We start from the raw sequence: 15,433 nt of genomic DNA on the forward strand, positions 1-15,433 counted from the left end.
AGCGTATAGATCCGCCGGACGATGCATTGTGCGGATCTCACCGCCGGGCCGACCCTGGTGATCGTGAGGCGAAATCGGCTGGCCGGGGTGGCGATGATGCTCGGGAGCGGGCTCTCGACGCAGATCGGCGCGTCCGTCGCGGCGCTGGCGTTCCCGGTGATCGGCCCGGCGGGCGTGGTCGCGATCCGGCAGTGGGTCGCCGCCTTCGTACTGCTCGTGGTCGGTCGCCCGCGGCTCCGCTCCATCACGGCCCGGCAGTGGCGGCCCGTGATCGGCCTCGCGATGGTCTTCGCGGTGATGAACCTGTCCCTCTACACCTCCATCGACCGCGTCGGCCTCGGCCTCGCGGTGACGCTCGAGTTCCTCGGGCCGCTCTCGGTCGCGTTACTGGCTTCCCGCCGCGCGCTCGACCTGATCTGCGCGCTCGCGGCCGCGCCGGCGGTCATCCTCCTGACCCGGCCCCAAGCCACGACCGACTACTTCGGCATCGGCCTGGGTTTGCTCGCCGCGATCTGCTGGGCGTTCTACATCCTGCTCAACCGTACGGTCGGCAGAGAGTTGCCCGGCGCAACCGGTTCGGCCGTGGCGGCTGGGTTGTCAGGACTCGCGTACGTGCCGGTCGGCGTGGTCGTGTTGCTGCATCACCCGCCGACGATCGCCGCGGTCTCGTACGCGCTGGTGGCCGGCCTGATGTCGTCCGCGGTGCCCTTCCTCCTTGATCTGTTGACGTTGCGCCGCGTACCGGCACAGTTCTTCGGCGTGTTCATGAGCGTCAACCCCGTACTGGCCGCGCTTGTCGGGCTGGTCGTACTGCATCAGCGGCCGGCCCTCCTGGACTGGATCGCGATCCTGGTGATCGTGTCCGCGAACGCCGTGGCGATCTCCTTCGGAGGCGACGCGGCAGATCACAAGCCGGTTCCAGTCGAGCCGTGCGATGTTCTTCACGGCGCGCCGGAGCTCGCGATGACCCCGGCGTTCGGAAAGGTGTCGGCGGACGGGGAGCAACGGGCTTCCCGCGCGACCAAGTGAAGGAACACGATGCGGAAGCTGGCAGCCCTCGCGGCCGTTGTGACGATGAGTGTTGGCGCCCTGACGGCCTGCTCGGGCGGCAACTACTGCGACAACCTGAAGGGCTACGTCGACTCGGCGAAGGACCTCGACATCAAGAACGCCGACGCGGTGGGCAAGATGCTGGACCAGGCCAAGAAGGTGTCCAAGTCGGCGCCGGACGACCTGAAGGACGACTGGAAGGTCGTCATCGACTACGCCGACAAGGCGCAGAAGGCCAAGGGTGACACCAACAAGCTGATGGAGCTGGCGAAGAGCGACGGCTCGAAGATCCAGCCCGCGATGGAAGCGATCACCAAGCAGGCGAAGGACACCTGCAAGATCGAGATCAAGTAGCTGATCCCCGGCAGCTGATCTCCGGTAGCCGATTACCGGCAGCTGTTCACCGGCGACTGTTCGCCGGACGCTGACTCCGGCGGTGATGGGACGCTCTGCCCATGCCGTCCCATCGCCGCCTGTCAGCGGAACGTATACGTTTCCGATCGGTTGGTCACACCCGGTAGCGTCGGTGTGATGAAGCGATCTCTTGCCCTCCTCGCCACCGTGGCCGCCGGCGGCAGCGTACTGACCGCCTGCACCGAAGAGCAGGCGTACTGCGTGGACCTGGCCAAGTACGGTGCCAAGGCCGTCGACGTCGACCCGCAGAAGCCGGTCGACTACGTGAAGATCCTGGACGACGCGAAGAAGCTTCAGGAATCCGCGCCGGCCGACGTGAAGGACGACTGGGGCGTGGTCGTGGCGTTCGCGGAGAAGGCCAAGCAGGCCGGTTCGGACACGGTCGAGCTGGCCAAGCTGAGCAAGCAGACCGGCGGCGTGATGACCGCGTACAAGAACATCACCAGCCAGGCCAAGGACAGCTGCAAGGTCGATCTCCCCGCCCTGAACTGAGCCGCGGCCCAACCTCGGGCTGAACCCGTGTTAGGTTCCCTTGCGAAGCCATACAACGGGACAGGTGAAACGGTGCCACTTCCTTCTTTGACTCCGGAGCAGCGAGCGGCGGCTCTGGACAAGGCCGCGGCGGCGCGGCGCGAACGAGCCGAGATCAAGAACCGGATCCGGCACTCGGGGGCGTCCCCGACGGAGGTGCTCCACGAGGGGCAGAAGAACGACGTGATCGGCAAGATGCGGGTCAGTCAGCTGCTGCAGTGCATCCCCGGGGTCGGCAAGGTCCGCGCCCAGCAGATCATGGAGCGGGCCGGGATCTCCGAGACCCGGCGGGTCCGCGGCCTGGGTTCGAACCAGATCGCGGCACTCGAGCGCGAATTCGCCGAGTGAGCCGGACCGAAACTCTGTCCGGCTCGTTGGACACTGGTGTGACGATGACCACGCTTCCGAACGAACCAGCCTCGAACGACGCCGAACCGAACAGCGCCGGGCCGAACGGCGCCGAGCCGAACAGCCCCCGGCCGAACAGCGCCGAGCCGAACAGCGCCGAGCCGAACGGGGCCGGGCCGAACGACCCGGACGGTACCGGCGCGCGGCCGCCGGCCCGGCTGACCGTGCTGGCCGGACCGACCGCGGTCGGCAAGGGCACGGTCGCCGCCGACATCCGGGAGCGGTTCCCGGACATCTGGATCTCGGTCTCGGCGACCACCCGCAAGCCGCGGCCGAACGAAGTCCACGGCGTGCACTACCTGTTCGTGTCGGACGCCGAGTTCGACCGGATGATCGAAGCCGGTGAGCTGCTGGAGTGGGCGGTCGTGCACAAGGCGGCCCGGTACGGTACGCCGCGGCAGCCCGTACTGGACAAGCTCGGCACCGGCCGGCCCGCGCTGCTGGAGATCGACCTGCAGGGCGCGCGGCAGGTCCGGGAGACCATGCCCGAGGCCCAGTTCGTGTTCCTGGCGCCGCCGAGCTGGGACGAACTGGTCCGGCGGCTGGTCGGTCGTGGCACCGAGACGGCCGCGGAGCGCGAACGCCGGCTCGAGACCGCGGTGCTGGAGCTGGCGGCCGAGAAAGAGTTCGATGTGACGATCGTGAACGCGTCGGTTCGGGCGGCGGCCGATCAGTTGGTAAAGTTGATTCGATCACCCAACATCTCTGGAAAGAGCTGAACTTGTCTGGCAACCAGCCCGTCGCCATCGGCATCACCTCGCCGCCGATCGACGACCTGCTCACCCGCACCGACTCCAAGTACAAGCTGGTGCTGTACTCGGCCAAGCGCGCGCGGCAGATCAACGCCTACTACTCGCAGCTCGGCGAGGGCCTGCTCGAGTACGTCGGACCGCTGGTCGAGACGCACGTCCAGGAGAAGCCGCTGTCGATCGCGATGCGCGAGATCAACGAGGGTGTGCTGACCTGCACCGACATCGACCCCGAGGCCGAGGCGGAAGCCGCCGCGGCCGCCGAGAAGTCCGAGTAACCCGCCGGGGATCGCGGTGCCCAGGCACAAGCCGAATGTCGTCCTCGGCGTCGGCGGCGGGATCGCGGCCTACAAGGTCTGCGATCTGCTCCGGCGGCTGACCGAGTCCGGGCACAGCGTCCGGGTGGTGCCGACCGCGGCCGCGCTGGAGTTCGTCGGCGCGGCGACCTGGGCGGCGCTGTCCGGGCAGCCGGTCACCGCCGACCCGTTCGACCACGTCGAAGAGGTCCCGCATGTCCGGATCGGCAAGGCGGCCGAGCTGGTCGTCGTCGCGCCCGCGACCGCGAACCTGATCGCCAAGGCCGCCCACGGCCTGGCCGACGACCTGCTCACGAACACGCTGCTGACCGCCCGCTGCCCGATCCTGTTCGCGGCCGCGATGCACACCGAGATGTGGGAGCACCCGGCCACCCAGGCGAACGTGGCGACACTGCGGTCCCGCGGCATCACCGTCCTCGAACCGGCCGTCGGCCGGCTCACCGGCGCCGACACCGGCCGCGGCCGGCTGCCGGAGCCGTCGGAGATCTTCGCGATCAGCCAGCTGATGCTCGCCGACGAGGCGGCCCGCGCGGCCGGCCAGTCGGTCGCCGACCTGACCGGCAAGCACGTACTGATCAGCGCCGGCGGCACCCGTGAGCACCTCGACCCGGTCCGCTACCTGGGCAACTCGTCGTCCGGCAAGCAGGGGTACGCGCTGGCCCGGATCGCGGCCGCCCGCGGTGCCAAGGTCACGCTCGTCGCGGCCAACTCCGAGCTGCCCGACCCGGCCGGCGTCCAGGTCGTACCGGTCACCAGCACCCGCGACCTGTACGACGAGATCACCGGCCGCGCCGCCGACGCCGACGCGATCGTGATGGCCGCCGCGCCCGCCGACTTCCGGCCGGCCGACGTCGCGGAGCACAAGATCAAGAAGACCGCCGACGGTTCCGTACCCGCCGTCAGCCTGGTGCAGAACCCGGACATCCTGCAGACCATCTCGCACGACCGCGCCCGCCCCGGCCAGGTCATCGTCGGCTTCGCCGCCGAAACCGGCGACGCCCAGCACTCCGTCCTGGACCTCGGCCGCGCCAAACTCGAACGCAAAGGCTGCGACCTCCTCGTCGTCAACGACGTCTCCGGCGGCAAAGTCTTCGGCAGCGACCTCAACGAAGCCGTAATCCTCGACCGCACCGGCACCGCCCTCCCCGTCCCCTCCACCAGCAAAGACGCCCTAGCCGGCATCATCTGGAACCTGGTAAGCACCCACTGGCCCTGACCCCCGCCCGCGCTCTGCCTGCCCACGAGAGTGGAGGTGCCGCCATGGACTGGAACGACCTCCCGAAGATCGAGTGCCTGCGCGGTAACGATGCGGAGATGCTGCAGTTCGCCGTGGATCGCGCGCGCCAGCAGTTCGCCTGGAAGACCGGTGGCCTCAGCACCGAGCAGTTGCGCCGCCGGCATCCGCCCTCGACGACCCGCAGGACCTGTACGACCTGTGGTACCGAGCCGCAGAACGCTCCCGAACCGCCTGGGCGCAGCTGAGCGCAGACGACGGCCTGGACGTCGTCATCGATGACCAGAATCCTGAATGGTCACAGAATCGCCGACGGATCCTCGCGGACCTGCTGGAGGAGTACCTCAAGCACACCGGGCACGCCGACGTACTGCGCGAAGCCATCGACGGCCTGAGAGGCAACGACCCCGACTGACCCCGGCCGGCAACTCCTGCCCGTGCGACCACCGGCCGCACCCTGACGCAACACGAGTGAGTATCCGGACAACCCTTCGAGCCGTGGTCGAGTGTTCACGGTCCGGCAGTTGCCCGCGGCCGGCAGTTTGAGGCGCCGACCTGCGACCGCGACCGTGCTCGGTCGCGCTTGCAGCGGACAATCGGCGGTTCGACAGGTAGTGCACCCGTGAGACGGCGTACACCTCGGCCCCTTCACGCTCAAGTGCACTACCCACCCCACCGAGACCTCCTGTCCGCCCGCACACCCCAGCCCACAACCCGAGCCGCCCACCCCGCCCCGCACCGCGCTCACAACACACGCTGCACCCTCCGGGAACACCCCGCGCCACCTGAGCCCCGCAACACGAGTGGATATCCACTGCTGTTGTGGGTTCTCCACCGGTGTAACGGTGGAGAACCCACCAGGCGGGTGGATATCCACTGGTGTGGTGCGGGGGAGAAGAGGTCAGGAGTTGTCCGCTTTGGTGGTTAGGGTCGGGGTATGGAGATCAGGTGGGAGGCCGTGGTTGGGCGGCGGATGCGGCGGCACTTTTTGGTTGAGCCTGCGGAGACGGTGGTGGAGGCGGTGCGGGCGATGTGTGGGGCGCATGCGCAGATCGCGGCGGCCGGGGAGGTGTCGGTGGCGTTGCGGGTGGCCGGCGCTACGCGAGCGACCGTGCAGCAGGAAGTGGCGGGTGGGCGGCCGGGGCTGGTGAAGACGTTTGGGGCTCGGGGGACTGTGCATTTGTTGCCGGTTGAGGATTTGGGGATGTGGACGGGGGCGTTGGGGGCGTTGCCGTCGGTGTCGCAGCCGCAGGGGGCTATTCGGATGAGTGCGGACGAGGTCGCGCAGGTGGTGGCGGCGATTGGTGAGGCGCTTGCGGATGAGGATCTGACGGTCGACGAGCTGTCCGCGGAGGTGATCCGGCGTACGGGGCCGTGGGCGCATGAGCCGACATTGCCCGCGTTTCAGGGGGAGTGGTCCCGCTGGCGGCAGGCGATCTCGGTCGCGGCGCACGCTGGCGTACTGTGCCATGGGCCGATGCGCGGACGGCTCACTACGTACTCGAATCCGCACCGCCGGCAACCGTTCGAGGTGATGCCGGCCGAGAAGGCGCTGACCGAACTGCTGCATCGGTACCTGTACGCGTACGGTCCCGCGACGCCGCAACAGTTCGCCCGCTGGCTCAAGGTACCGACGACCGCGATCAAGCCGTACTTCGCGGATCTCCCGTACGGGCAACTGGCTGACCAAACCGTCTGGTACGCGCCGGGTGATGGTGATTTCACAGACGAGCGGGTGGAGGGCGTACGCCTGCTGCCGTACTTTGATGCCTATGGGGTCGGCAGTTACCCCCGCGAGCTGCTCTTTCCCGGAAAGGCGTTCGCCCGGGCGACCGCCCGCGGTCAGGCCGGCAATTACCCGCTGCTGCTGGTCGACGGCATCGTCGCCGGTGTCTGGCACCAGAAGAAGTCCGGCCGCACGCTGCAGTTCACGGTCGAGGCGCTCACCCCACTGAACAAGCGCCGCCGCCGACTGCTCGAGCACGAGGTCGGCCGCCTGGGCGAGATCCTCGACGGCACACCGACCCTCACCCTCGGCAAGGTCACAGTCGGCGCCCACGCCTGACCAACAACACCTCACTCGATCCCCACCACTCCATCCCCCCAATGCTTCACCACCCCCAACAACCCACCCGCGCACCTCACCACCCGCGCACCTCACCGCACCCGCACCCCGCATCCGCGCTCGGCACCCCCGCGCTCGCACCCCCGCACAGCACCCCGCACCCGCGCTCCGCACCCCGCACCGCGCACCGCACCGCGCACCGCACCGCGCACCGCACCGCGCACCGCACCGCGCACCGACGTGTGCCCCGCACCCGCGACTGCCACAACTCACTCCGCTGCGACGCCGCGCTGCCCGCACCGCACCCCCAGCGGCACGCGGCAACGCCTGATTCGGCAACGGTTGTCCGGAATGTGGGCGGCTATCTTGGAGTGTGGATGTTTTCGGAGCGGCGGACGGGTCTGGGGGGAAACTGCTGGCATACTTCCCAAGATGCATCGTCATCCGCCGGTGCATGGGGGGATCGTGCGGCTGTGCCAACCCGCGGTCGTGCGGCAGACGAGGAATCCGAGGGAGAACTGTGGCGAGCCGCCTTTTCACGTCCGAGTCCGTGACCGAAGGTCACCCGGACAAGATCGCTGACCAGATCAGCGACTCCATCCTCGACGCGCTGCTGGCCGAGGACCCGAAGAGCCGGGTCGCGGTCGAGACCCTGATCACCACGGGTCTGGTCGTGGTCGCGGGTGAGGTCACCACGACGGCGTACGTCGACATTCCGGGGATCGTGCGCGCGCGCATCCTGGAGATCGGCTACGACTCGTCCCTGAAGGGTTTCGACGGCGCGTCCTGTGGGGTGCAGGTCGCCATCGGGAGCCAGTCACCGGACATCGCCCAGGGCGTCGACACCGCGTACGAGTCGCGCTCGTCGGCGTCGGCGGACGCGCTGGATCTGCAGGGCGCCGGCGACCAGGGCCTGATGTTCGGGTACGCGTCGAACGAGACGCCCGAGCTGATGCCGCTGCCGATCACGATCGCGCACCGGCTGTCCGAGCGGCTGTCCGAGGTCCGCAAGAACGGCACCCTGGCGTACCTGCGACCCGACGGCAAGACCCAGGTCACGGTCGAGTACGACGGTGACAGGGCGGTCCGGATCGACACCGTGGTGGTGTCCAGCCAGCACGCCGCGGACATCAACCTGGACTCGATGCTGACGCCGGACATCAAGAAGCACGTCGTCGACCCGGTGCTGGAGCAGTTCGACATCGATTCGACCGACTACAAGCTGCTGGTGAACCCGACCGGACGGTTCGAGATCGGTGGCCCGATGGGCGACGCCGGGCTGACCGGCCGGAAGATCATCATCGACACGTACGGCGGGATGGCGCGGCACGGTGGTGGCGCGTTCTCCGGCAAGGACCCGTCCAAGGTGGACCGTTCGGCCGCGTACGCGATGCGCTGGGTGGCGAAGAACATCGTCGCCGCCGGGCTCGCGGACCGGGTCGAGTGCCAGGTCGCGTACGCGATCGGCAAGGCCGCGCCGGTCGGTTTCTACGTCGACACGTTCGGTACCGAGAAGGTGCCGGTGAACAAGATCGCCGAGGCGGCCCGCGAGGTGTTCGACCTGCGCCCGGCGGCGATCATCCGCGACCTGGACCTGCTCCGGCCGATCTACGCCCAGACCGCGCGGAACGGTCACTTCGGCCGTACCGGCGCGGACTTCACCTGGGAGCGCACCGACCGGGTCGAGGCCCTGAAGGCGGCCGTCAACAAGTAGGCACGGCGCCCGGCCCGGCTGTCACCTGGCGGCCGGGCCGTCGCTTGTCCACAGGTAAGGCGTCGGCCTCCGACGGTGTGTCGTCGCGGCCGACTAGAGTTTCCCGGTGACATCGAACGGCGACTCCCCGCAGCAGTTGACGCTGCTGCGCGACACCGTTCGCAAATCACGGACCAAGGAACCGGCCGGGATCACCGAGACGTTGCCGGTGGCGCGGATCGCGGTCGATGTCTCGTTGCCGCATCTGGACCGGCCGTTCGACTATCTCGTCCCGGACGACCTGGCCGCGGCGGCGCAGCCGGGCGCGCGGGTGAAGGTGCGGTTCGCCGGCAAGGACCTGGCCGGGTACGTGCTGGAGCGGCTGGATGCGTCCGATCACGACGGCAAACTGGCCCGGCTCCGCAAGGTCGTTTCGCCGGAGCGGGTGCTGACGCCGGAGATCGCGGACCTGTGCCGTGCGGTCGCCGATCGGTACGCCGGGGTGCTCGCCGATGTCACCCGGCTCGCCGTGCCGCCGCGGCATGCGAAGGTCGAGGGCGAGGCGCTGCGGTGCGACCAGCCCGCGCGGCCGCCGGTGTCCACCTCGCGTTCCGAGTGGTCGCCGTACCCGGCCGGTTTCCTCGATGCGATCTCCCGCGCGGAGTCGCCGCGCGCCGTCTGGACCGCGGTGCCCGGGGCCGATTGGACGCTCGCCTTCGCGCAGGCCGCGGCCGTCTGCGCCGCGTCCGGTCGTGGCGCGCTGCTGCTCGCGCCCGATGCGCGTGATCTCGAACGGCTCGCTGCCGCGTGTACGTCCGTGCTCGGCGAGACCGGCTTCGTCACGTTGTCCGCGGACCTCGGCCCGACCGCCCGGTACCGCGCATTCCTCGCCGCCGTACGCGGTTGTGCGCGCGTCGTCATCGGTACCCGCGCCGCCGCCTTCGCGCCGGTCGCGGACCTGGGCCTGGTGGCGATGTGGGACGACGGCGACGAGTCGTACGCCGAGCCGCGCGCACCGTACCCGCATGCCCGGGAAGTCCTGCTTTTACGGGCGTTTCGGCAGCAATGTGCCGCGCTGCTCGGTGGGTACGCGCGGTCGGCGGAGGCGGCGGCGTTGCTGGAGTCCGGTTTCGCGCACGAGCTGATCGCGGACCGAAAGGCGATCCGCGCGGCCGCGCCGTCCGTACACATCGCGGGGGAGTCGGACATCGACCTCGCGCGCGACCCGAGTGCGCGGGCGGCACGGTTGCCGTCGCGCGCGTTCGAGATCGCGCGGGACGGGTTGCGTACGGGTCCGGTGCTGGTGCAGGTGCCTCGCGCTGGGTACTTGCCGAGCCTGGCTTGCCAGACCTGCCGTGCCCCGTCGCGCTGTGCGACGTGTGGCGGGACGTTGCGGCGTACGGGCGGGTCCGGCCCGGCGAGCTGCGGTATGTGTGGCCGTCCCGCGACCGACCACCGGTGCCCGGAGTGCGGTGACACCCGGATGCGCGCGGCGGTGATCGGCGCACGTCGTACGGCGGAAGAGCTGGGCCGTGCTTTCCCCGGCGTCGTGGTTCGTACTTCGGGTGGTGACAACATGCTCGATGTCGTGTCCGACGCGCCCGCACTGGTCGTGAGTACGCCAGGCGCCGAGCCTGTCGCGGAAGGTGGTTACAGCGCCGCGCTGCTCCTGGACACCTGGCTGATGCTTTCGCGCCCCGACCTCCGCGCGCCTGAAGAGGCTGTCCGCCGCTGGTTCAACGCCGCCGCCCTGGTCCGCCCGGCCCGCGACGGCGGCACCGTGATCCTGGTGGGCGACCCGTCCGCGCTGCCACTTCAAGCCATCGTCCGCTGGAGCCCCGAAGGCTACGCATCCCGCGAAATCGAAGACCGCCGCACCGCCCGCCTGGCCCCCGCCGCCAAACTGGCCGAACTGACCGGCCCCGCCGACTCCGTCAACGACCTGATCACCCGCCTCCGCGACATCGTCCCCGCCTCCGCCGGCCTGGAAGTCCTAGGCCCGGTGGACATCGACGACGAAACCGTCCGAGCCGTAGTCCGCACCCCCCGCGCCCACGGCCCGACCCTCGTCCGCTCCCTCAAAGAATCCCAATCAGCCCGAACCACCAAGAAGAACCCGGGCACAGTCCGCATCCAGGTGGACCCCCCAAGCTTCGGCTGACTGTCAGGCTGTGGATCACCGGGTCTTGTGCTTGGTGTGGGTCAGGTTCGGGCAGAAGCGTTTCTGGCGCTATTGCAGGAAAAGGCTCCGACAACCCTTCGGGAACACCCCGCTCCACCTGACCCACACACCAGTCGCAAGAGCCTGTGGATAACCAAGCAGCGGATGAGCTGCAACTGGATACGCTCAAGCAGGAAGGGCAGGGGCGGGTCAGGCGGGCGTGGCGAGGGACGTTGCGGCCGTGAGTAGTTGGTGGCCGAGGGGAGTGCGGTGGTACAGGACGGTGCGGCCGTCGCGGCGGGAGGTTACTACGCCCGCGTTGCGGAGGATGGAGAGGTGGACGCTGAGGGTGGGGGCGGAGACGCCCAGTTGGTGGGCCAGGTGGGTGGTGGACATGGGGAGGTCCAGGTGGCTGACGATGGCGGCTCGGGTGCGGCCTACCAGGTCGGCCAGGGGTGAGTCGGTGGTGTCTTGGGTGTCTTCCCAGAGGCGGCCCAGGCCTCGGGGTGGGTACGTGATCGTGGGGACGTGCGGCGCACCGGTGACTGCCAGACCGGCGGGCCAGGTGAAGACGCACGGGACCAGGAGTACGCCTTGGCCGGTCATCGGTTCGCCGTCGCAGCAGAAGGGGCGGTTGATCTCGATTCGGTCGCTGCTGTAGCTGATCGATGGATGGAGGTTGCGGAACAATCGCTCGATGCCGCCGCTGGCCAGTTCGTCCAGGCGGAAGGCGAGGTCCTCCTGCAGGAGCGCGCGCATCCGTCGCCAGTCGGGCTCGATCGCGCGCTGCCAGTACGTGGCCAGCGCCGCGGTGATCAGCTCGAGCGCCTTCGCGGGCCGAGCGATCAAGTCGGGGAGCATGGGGTGGGGCGTGTCGTGGTGCAGCCGGCTGAGCTCGTCCACCACCAGGTCGTGCGGTGTCGCGGCGATCGCGGCCAGGCCCGACTCGAAGCTGGTCGAGCGCCGCGGCGGGGCAGGAGTGAGAAAGTCGGGGATGTACCCGTACGACGGAATCAATGCCCTGAGCAACGTCAGGTCGTCGCCCTCGATCACCGGCCGTACCTTCTGCGTCCACGGCCCGTGGACGCTCCGCGCGGTGTTGTTGCTGAGCGCCCGCACGCTCGTCACCGCCTCCCACACCGGCGACAGCGCGAACCTGATCCGCCCGACGTCGCCGGCGCTCAACCTGATCGTGATCACCGGCCCAGCGTAGACGATTAGGCCTGACCCTAATCATCGACAGCGCGCTGAGCCGGGCCCGACAGTTGATCCCATGAGTGCAGTCGCCGTCGGCAGCCCGGCCTCCACCGTCCTCCCGCGGGCGTTCTGGGCGCTCTGGGTGTGCCAACTGGTCAACCGGCTCGGCAGCTTCGTCCAGCCGTTCCTCGTCCTCTACCTCACCCACGACCGGCACCTGTCCGCCGGCACGGCCGGAGCCGTCGCGGCCGCCGTCGGCGCCGGTACCGTGGCCGCGCAGCTCGTCGGCGGCATGCTCGCCGACCGCGTCGGGCGCCGGCTCACGATGCTGATCTGCTTCTTCGGCACCGGCGCCGCGCTGATCCTGCTCGGTTCGGCCCGCGAGATGGTGATGATCTGGATCGCGGCGTTCCTGGTCGGCCTGCTCGGCGACCTGTTCCGCCCGGCTGTTCAGGCCACCGTCGCCGATCTGCTCCAGCCGAACGAGCGGGTCCGCGCGTACGGACTGCTGTTCTGGGCGATCAACCTCGGCTTCTCGGTCTCGACCGTCAGCGCCGGCGTCCTGGCGTCCATCGGGTACGGGCTGCTGTTCTGGCTGAACGCCGCGACCTCGGTGATCGCCGGTGTGGTGATCTGGACGATGGTCCCCGAGACCCGCCCAGTACTCGACGCAGGTACGCCCAGCAGGCCGCTGCTCGGCGTCGTACTGCGTGACACCGTGTTCCTGTTCATGATCCTGATCCAGATCGGGTACGCGACCATCTACTTCCAGGGCTACTCGACCCTCCCGCTGGCGATGGCCGCGGACGGATTGCGATCCGAGACGTACGGTCTGGTGATCGCCCTGAACGGTGTCGTGATCGTGCTCGTCCAGCCGTTCCTCGGTCGCTGGCTGGTGAAGCTCGACCGGCCGAAGCTGCTGGCCGCATCGATGCTGGTGGTCGGGCTCGGCTTCGGCCTGGGCGCGGTCGTGCACAGCTGGTGGGGGTACGGCCTGTCGGTCGTGGTGTGGACGATCGGCGAGATCGGGTTCGCCGCGGTGATCGGCGCGGTGTTCGCCGACCTCGCACCGATCGACCTGCGCGGCCGGTACATGGGTCTGTCCGGGATGGCGTTCGGCATCGGCACGGTGATCGGTCCGCTCGCCGGTACGAATGCCCTACAGCACCTCGGGGCGACGGCCACCTGGATCGGTTGTGGCGTACTGGGTGTGCTGATCTTCATTGGCCAATACGCACTGGCTCCGGCACTGCACGCCCGCGCCGTGACCAACATGGCCAACGTTGTGAACGCATGAGGTGTGCGGTCGCGAACGTCACCAAGACAACCGCGACCGCCACCCACACCGCCCGGTCAACCCCAACCGGGTGATGCAGGAAGAGCGACCCGAACGCGGCGACGCCGAACGTCCCACCGAACTGCTGCACCGCGTTCAGCAACCCAGCAGCTGAGCCGGTCTCATGTGGTTCGACCCGGTGCAACGCCTCGGTGAAGAACGCGGTGGTGAACAGTCCCACTCCGACGCCACCAACAGCCAGTCCAAGCGCCAGCGCGTACGGCGTAATAGCCAGCCCGGCTACTAGTACGCCAAGCCCCGCGTACATGAGCCGGGAACCGAACCGCGCTACCAGCCACTGGCCCGCGACGAGTGACGCGGCTCCGGAGGCGGCGGACCACGGCAGTAGCGTCAGGCTGGAGTGCATCACGCTGTGGTGCAAGGTGAGCTGCTGGTGCAGTACGACGACCAGCGTCACACCACTCAGCACTCCGAAGAACAGCGTCGACGTAATCAGCGCTGGTGCGAAACCGCGATGCGCGAACAGGCTGGTCTCGATCAACCGCCCACTACTCCGCCGCCGCTGCTGGAGTGCACAGGCACCGAGTACTGCGACACCGGCTCCGAGTAGCAGCCAGTCGCGCGACTGCAGTACCGGATAGACGATCAGGGCCGTACCGACTGTCAGCAGCACTGTCCCGACAGCATCGATGCCCGGCGGGCGAGGGGAGGCCGACTCCGGGAGCAGTCGTGACAGGGCCAGAACGGCTAGCCCGAGCGGTACGTTGACCAGGAAGACCGCGCGCCAGGAGCTGACTTCGGTGATGAACCCGCCGAGCAGTGGCCCGGAGATGCCCGCCAGGCCCATCACCGGTCCGATCGTGCCGAGGGCCTTGGCGAGTTGCGGGCCGGTGAAGCTCGACTTGATCAGCCCGATCGTCTGCGGAATCACCAGCGCGGCCGCGGCGCCCTGAACCGCCCGCGAGCCGATCAGGAGGCCCGCGTCGGACACCAGCGCGCACATGGCTGACGCCAGCACGAAGGCGGTGACACCGACAACGAAGGTCCGGCGCCGCCCGTATCGGTCGCCGAGTCTGCCGCCGGTGATCAGTAGCGCCGCGAAGGGGAGGGTGTACGCGGCGCTGAACCACTGGATGTCCGAGGTACGGCCGCCGAGCTCACTGTGGATCACCGGCGCCGCCACTTGGACGATCGTGGCGTCGAGCAGATTCATCGCTTCGGCCACCAGGAGCGCGACCAGGCCGATCCATCGCTTGTTCGTCATGCCGCTACGATCGGTCTCGGGCAACTGAACCTTCCACGAATCATTGGCAGGTTGGTGAAATATTCCATCGAGGCGGCACTTGGGTCATGATCTATCCATGATCGACGCGATCGACCGGGCCTTGATTCATGCGTTGCAGCTGGACAGCAGGGCGCCGTACAGCCGGATCGGGGAGGTGCTGGGGATCTCGACGCAGACTGTCGCGCGGCGGTTCAACCGGCTTCGTGCGGAGGCCGGGCTGCGGGTGGTTGGTCTGGCTGACACGCACGCGGCCGGTCAGGCGCAGTGGTTGCTCCGGCTGACCGCAGCACCGCAGGCCGCGCAGGAGCTGGCCGGCGCGCTCGCCCGGCGGCCTGACACGAGCTGGGTCAAGCTGGCGTCCGGTGGCACCGAGATCGTCGCCACCGTGCACAGCTCCCCAACCGACAGCAACGCCCTTCTCTTGCACGACATCCCCCGCACAGCCGGCATCACTGCGGTCTCCGCGCACTACCTCCTCCACCTGTACGTCGGCGGTCCAACCGCCTGGCGCGGCCGAGTCAAGAGCCTTACCCACGAACAACAAGCAGCACTGCTGCACAGCACACCGGATCGTGGTGTGGTGCGAGAGTTGAATGCCGGCGATGCGAAGCTGCTGACTGCTCTCGGTGAGGATGGACGGATGACGCTCGCGGACCTCGCGGTGCGTACCGGCTGGTCCGCGGCGACTGTTTCGCGGCGGCTCGACGAGCTGCTGCAGAGCGGCGCGCTCTACTTCGACGTGGACGTCGATCCGGTAGCGCTCGGGTACACCACCAGCGCGATGCTCTGGCTCTCGGTGCAACCCGCGTACCTGGACGCCGTCGGGCGCGCACTGGCCGAACACGACGAACTGCCCTTCGTCGCCGCCACCACCGGCCGGACGAATCTCGTCGGGCAGGCACTCTGCGACAGTCCACGCGCGCTGCACTCGTATCTGGTCGACCGAGTCGGCGCGATCGGCCACATCACCGCCATCGAAACCACCCCAGTGCTGCGTACGGTGAAAGCGGCCGCGCCCTTCTCGTAGGGTTG

Annotated in this window: 16 protein-coding genes; 14 read left to right on the forward strand and 2 right to left on the reverse strand. The window is 68.8% G+C overall.

Features of this window, described 5'->3' with window-relative positions; translation table 11 throughout:
• Positions 1-63: 63 nt before the first annotated feature.
• The 12 genes from ABD260_RS28505 (at position 64) to ABD260_RS28555 (ending at position 10,622) form a co-directional block, all read left to right on the forward strand.
• Entirely contained in the window at positions 64-1,029 is a 966-nt protein-coding gene (locus tag ABD260_RS28505; RefSeq protein WP_344238298.1) for an EamA family transporter, read from the forward strand.
• A gap of 9 nt (positions 1,030-1,038) precedes the next feature.
• The gene (locus ABD260_RS28510; protein WP_344238300.1) at positions 1,039-1,404 is read left to right on the forward strand and encodes a hypothetical protein; all 366 of its coding nucleotides are present in this window, start codon (positions 1,039-1,041) and stop codon (positions 1,402-1,404) included.
• 177 nt (positions 1,405-1,581) lie between these two features.
• Positions 1,582-1,956 (forward strand): hypothetical protein, encoded by a 375-nt coding sequence (locus ABD260_RS28515; RefSeq protein ID WP_344238302.1) that lies wholly within the window; start codon positions 1,582-1,584, stop codon positions 1,954-1,956.
• 72 nt (positions 1,957-2,028) lie between these two features.
• Entirely contained in the window at positions 2,029-2,343 is a 315-nt protein-coding gene (gene mihF / locus ABD260_RS28520) for an integration host factor, actinobacterial type (protein ID WP_131463267.1), read from the forward strand.
• 44 nt (positions 2,344-2,387) lie between these two features.
• Positions 2,388-3,122 (forward strand): guanylate kinase, encoded by a 735-nt coding sequence (gene gmk / locus ABD260_RS28525; RefSeq protein ID WP_425553408.1) that lies wholly within the window; start codon positions 2,388-2,390, stop codon positions 3,120-3,122.
• A gap of 2 nt (positions 3,123-3,124) precedes the next feature.
• Positions 3,125-3,430, forward strand: a complete 306-nt coding sequence (rpoZ, locus tag ABD260_RS28530) for a DNA-directed RNA polymerase subunit omega (RefSeq protein WP_112238107.1) — start codon at positions 3,125-3,127, stop codon at positions 3,428-3,430.
• A gap of 16 nt (positions 3,431-3,446) precedes the next feature.
• The gene (gene coaBC / locus ABD260_RS28535; protein ID WP_344238307.1) at positions 3,447-4,685 is read left to right on the forward strand and encodes a bifunctional phosphopantothenoylcysteine decarboxylase/phosphopantothenate--cysteine ligase CoaBC; all 1,239 of its coding nucleotides are present in this window, start codon (positions 3,447-3,449) and stop codon (positions 4,683-4,685) included.
• A 44-nt stretch (positions 4,686-4,729) separates the two neighbouring features.
• A complete protein-coding gene (locus tag ABD260_RS28540) occupies positions 4,730-4,951 on the forward strand; it encodes a DinB family protein (RefSeq protein WP_344238309.1) in 222 nt (73 codons plus the stop codon).
• The gene (locus tag ABD260_RS37660) at positions 4,894-5,118 is read left to right on the forward strand and encodes a mycothiol transferase (RefSeq protein ID WP_425553409.1); all 225 of its coding nucleotides are present in this window, start codon (positions 4,894-4,896) and stop codon (positions 5,116-5,118) included. The genes ABD260_RS28540 and ABD260_RS37660 overlap by 58 nt, the downstream gene beginning before the upstream one ends.
• Before the next feature lie 522 nt (positions 5,119-5,640).
• The gene (locus tag ABD260_RS28545) at positions 5,641-6,768 is read left to right on the forward strand and encodes a winged helix DNA-binding domain-containing protein (RefSeq protein WP_344238311.1); all 1,128 of its coding nucleotides are present in this window, start codon (positions 5,641-5,643) and stop codon (positions 6,766-6,768) included.
• A 520-nt stretch (positions 6,769-7,288) separates the two neighbouring features.
• Positions 7,289-8,482 carry a methionine adenosyltransferase gene (metK, locus tag ABD260_RS28550; RefSeq protein ID WP_344238313.1) on the forward strand — a complete coding sequence of 398 codons (1,194 nt, stop codon included), beginning with the start codon at positions 7,289-7,291 and terminating at the stop codon, positions 8,480-8,482.
• Between the two features lie 106 nt (positions 8,483-8,588).
• Complete coding sequence (locus ABD260_RS28555) at positions 8,589-10,622, forward strand: primosomal protein N' (protein WP_344238315.1); 2,034 nt, start codon at positions 8,589-8,591, stop codon at positions 10,620-10,622.
• Between the two features lie 210 nt (positions 10,623-10,832).
• Here ABD260_RS28555 and ABD260_RS28560 read toward each other — a convergent pair whose 3' ends face one another.
• A complete protein-coding gene (locus ABD260_RS28560) occupies positions 10,833-11,822 on the reverse strand; it encodes an ArsR/SmtB family transcription factor (protein WP_344238317.1) in 990 nt (329 codons plus the stop codon).
• A 73-nt stretch (positions 11,823-11,895) separates the two neighbouring features.
• Between ABD260_RS28560 and ABD260_RS28565 the strand changes: the two genes are divergently transcribed.
• Positions 11,896-13,116 carry an MDR family MFS transporter gene (locus ABD260_RS28565; protein ID WP_344238319.1) on the forward strand — a complete coding sequence of 407 codons (1,221 nt, stop codon included), beginning with the start codon at positions 11,896-11,898 and terminating at the stop codon, positions 13,114-13,116.
• Here the strand turns inward: ABD260_RS28565 and ABD260_RS28570 are convergent.
• Positions 13,040-14,380: an MFS transporter gene (locus tag ABD260_RS28570; protein ID WP_344238321.1), complete on the reverse strand. Its 1,341-nt coding sequence runs from the start codon at positions 14,378-14,380 to the stop codon at positions 13,040-13,042. The two genes, ABD260_RS28565 and ABD260_RS28570, sit on opposite strands and share 77 nt — an antisense overlap.
• 97 nt (positions 14,381-14,477) lie before the next feature.
• Between ABD260_RS28570 and ABD260_RS28575 the strand changes: the two genes are divergently transcribed.
• Positions 14,478-15,428, forward strand: coding sequence for an Lrp/AsnC family transcriptional regulator (locus ABD260_RS28575; RefSeq protein WP_344238323.1), 951 nt, complete (start codon positions 14,478-14,480; stop codon positions 15,426-15,428).
• The last annotated feature ends 5 nt before the right edge of the window (positions 15,429-15,433 follow it).

The organism is Kribbella hippodromi (assembly GCF_039531045.1).
Taxonomy (GTDB): Bacteria; Actinomycetota; Actinomycetes; order Propionibacteriales; family Kribbellaceae; genus Kribbella; species Kribbella hippodromi.

What these genes read in the sequence shown, in the direction of transcription:
- ABD260_RS28570 (WP_344238321.1), bottom strand. Translation starts at nt 14,380, where the DNA reads ATGACGAACAAGCGATGGATCGGCCTGGTCGCGCTCCTGGTGGCCGAA.
- ABD260_RS28540 (WP_344238309.1), top strand. Translation starts at nt 4,730, where the DNA reads ATGGACTGGAACGACCTCCCGAAGATCGAGTGCCTGCGCGGTAACGAT.
- ABD260_RS28510 (WP_344238300.1), top strand. Translation starts at nt 1,039, where the DNA reads ATGCGGAAGCTGGCAGCCCTCGCGGCCGTTGTGACGATGAGTGTTGGC.
- ABD260_RS28515 (WP_344238302.1), top strand. Translation starts at nt 1,582, where the DNA reads ATGAAGCGATCTCTTGCCCTCCTCGCCACCGTGGCCGCCGGCGGCAGC.
- ABD260_RS28565 (WP_344238319.1), top strand. Translation starts at nt 11,896, where the DNA reads ATGAGTGCAGTCGCCGTCGGCAGCCCGGCCTCCACCGTCCTCCCGCGG.
- ABD260_RS28545 (WP_344238311.1), top strand. Translation starts at nt 5,641, where the DNA reads ATGGAGATCAGGTGGGAGGCCGTGGTTGGGCGGCGGATGCGGCGGCAC.
- gmk (WP_425553408.1), top strand. Translation starts at nt 2,388, where the DNA reads ATGACCACGCTTCCGAACGAACCAGCCTCGAACGACGCCGAACCGAAC.
- ABD260_RS28575 (WP_344238323.1), top strand. Translation starts at nt 14,478, where the DNA reads ATGATCGACGCGATCGACCGGGCCTTGATTCATGCGTTGCAGCTGGAC.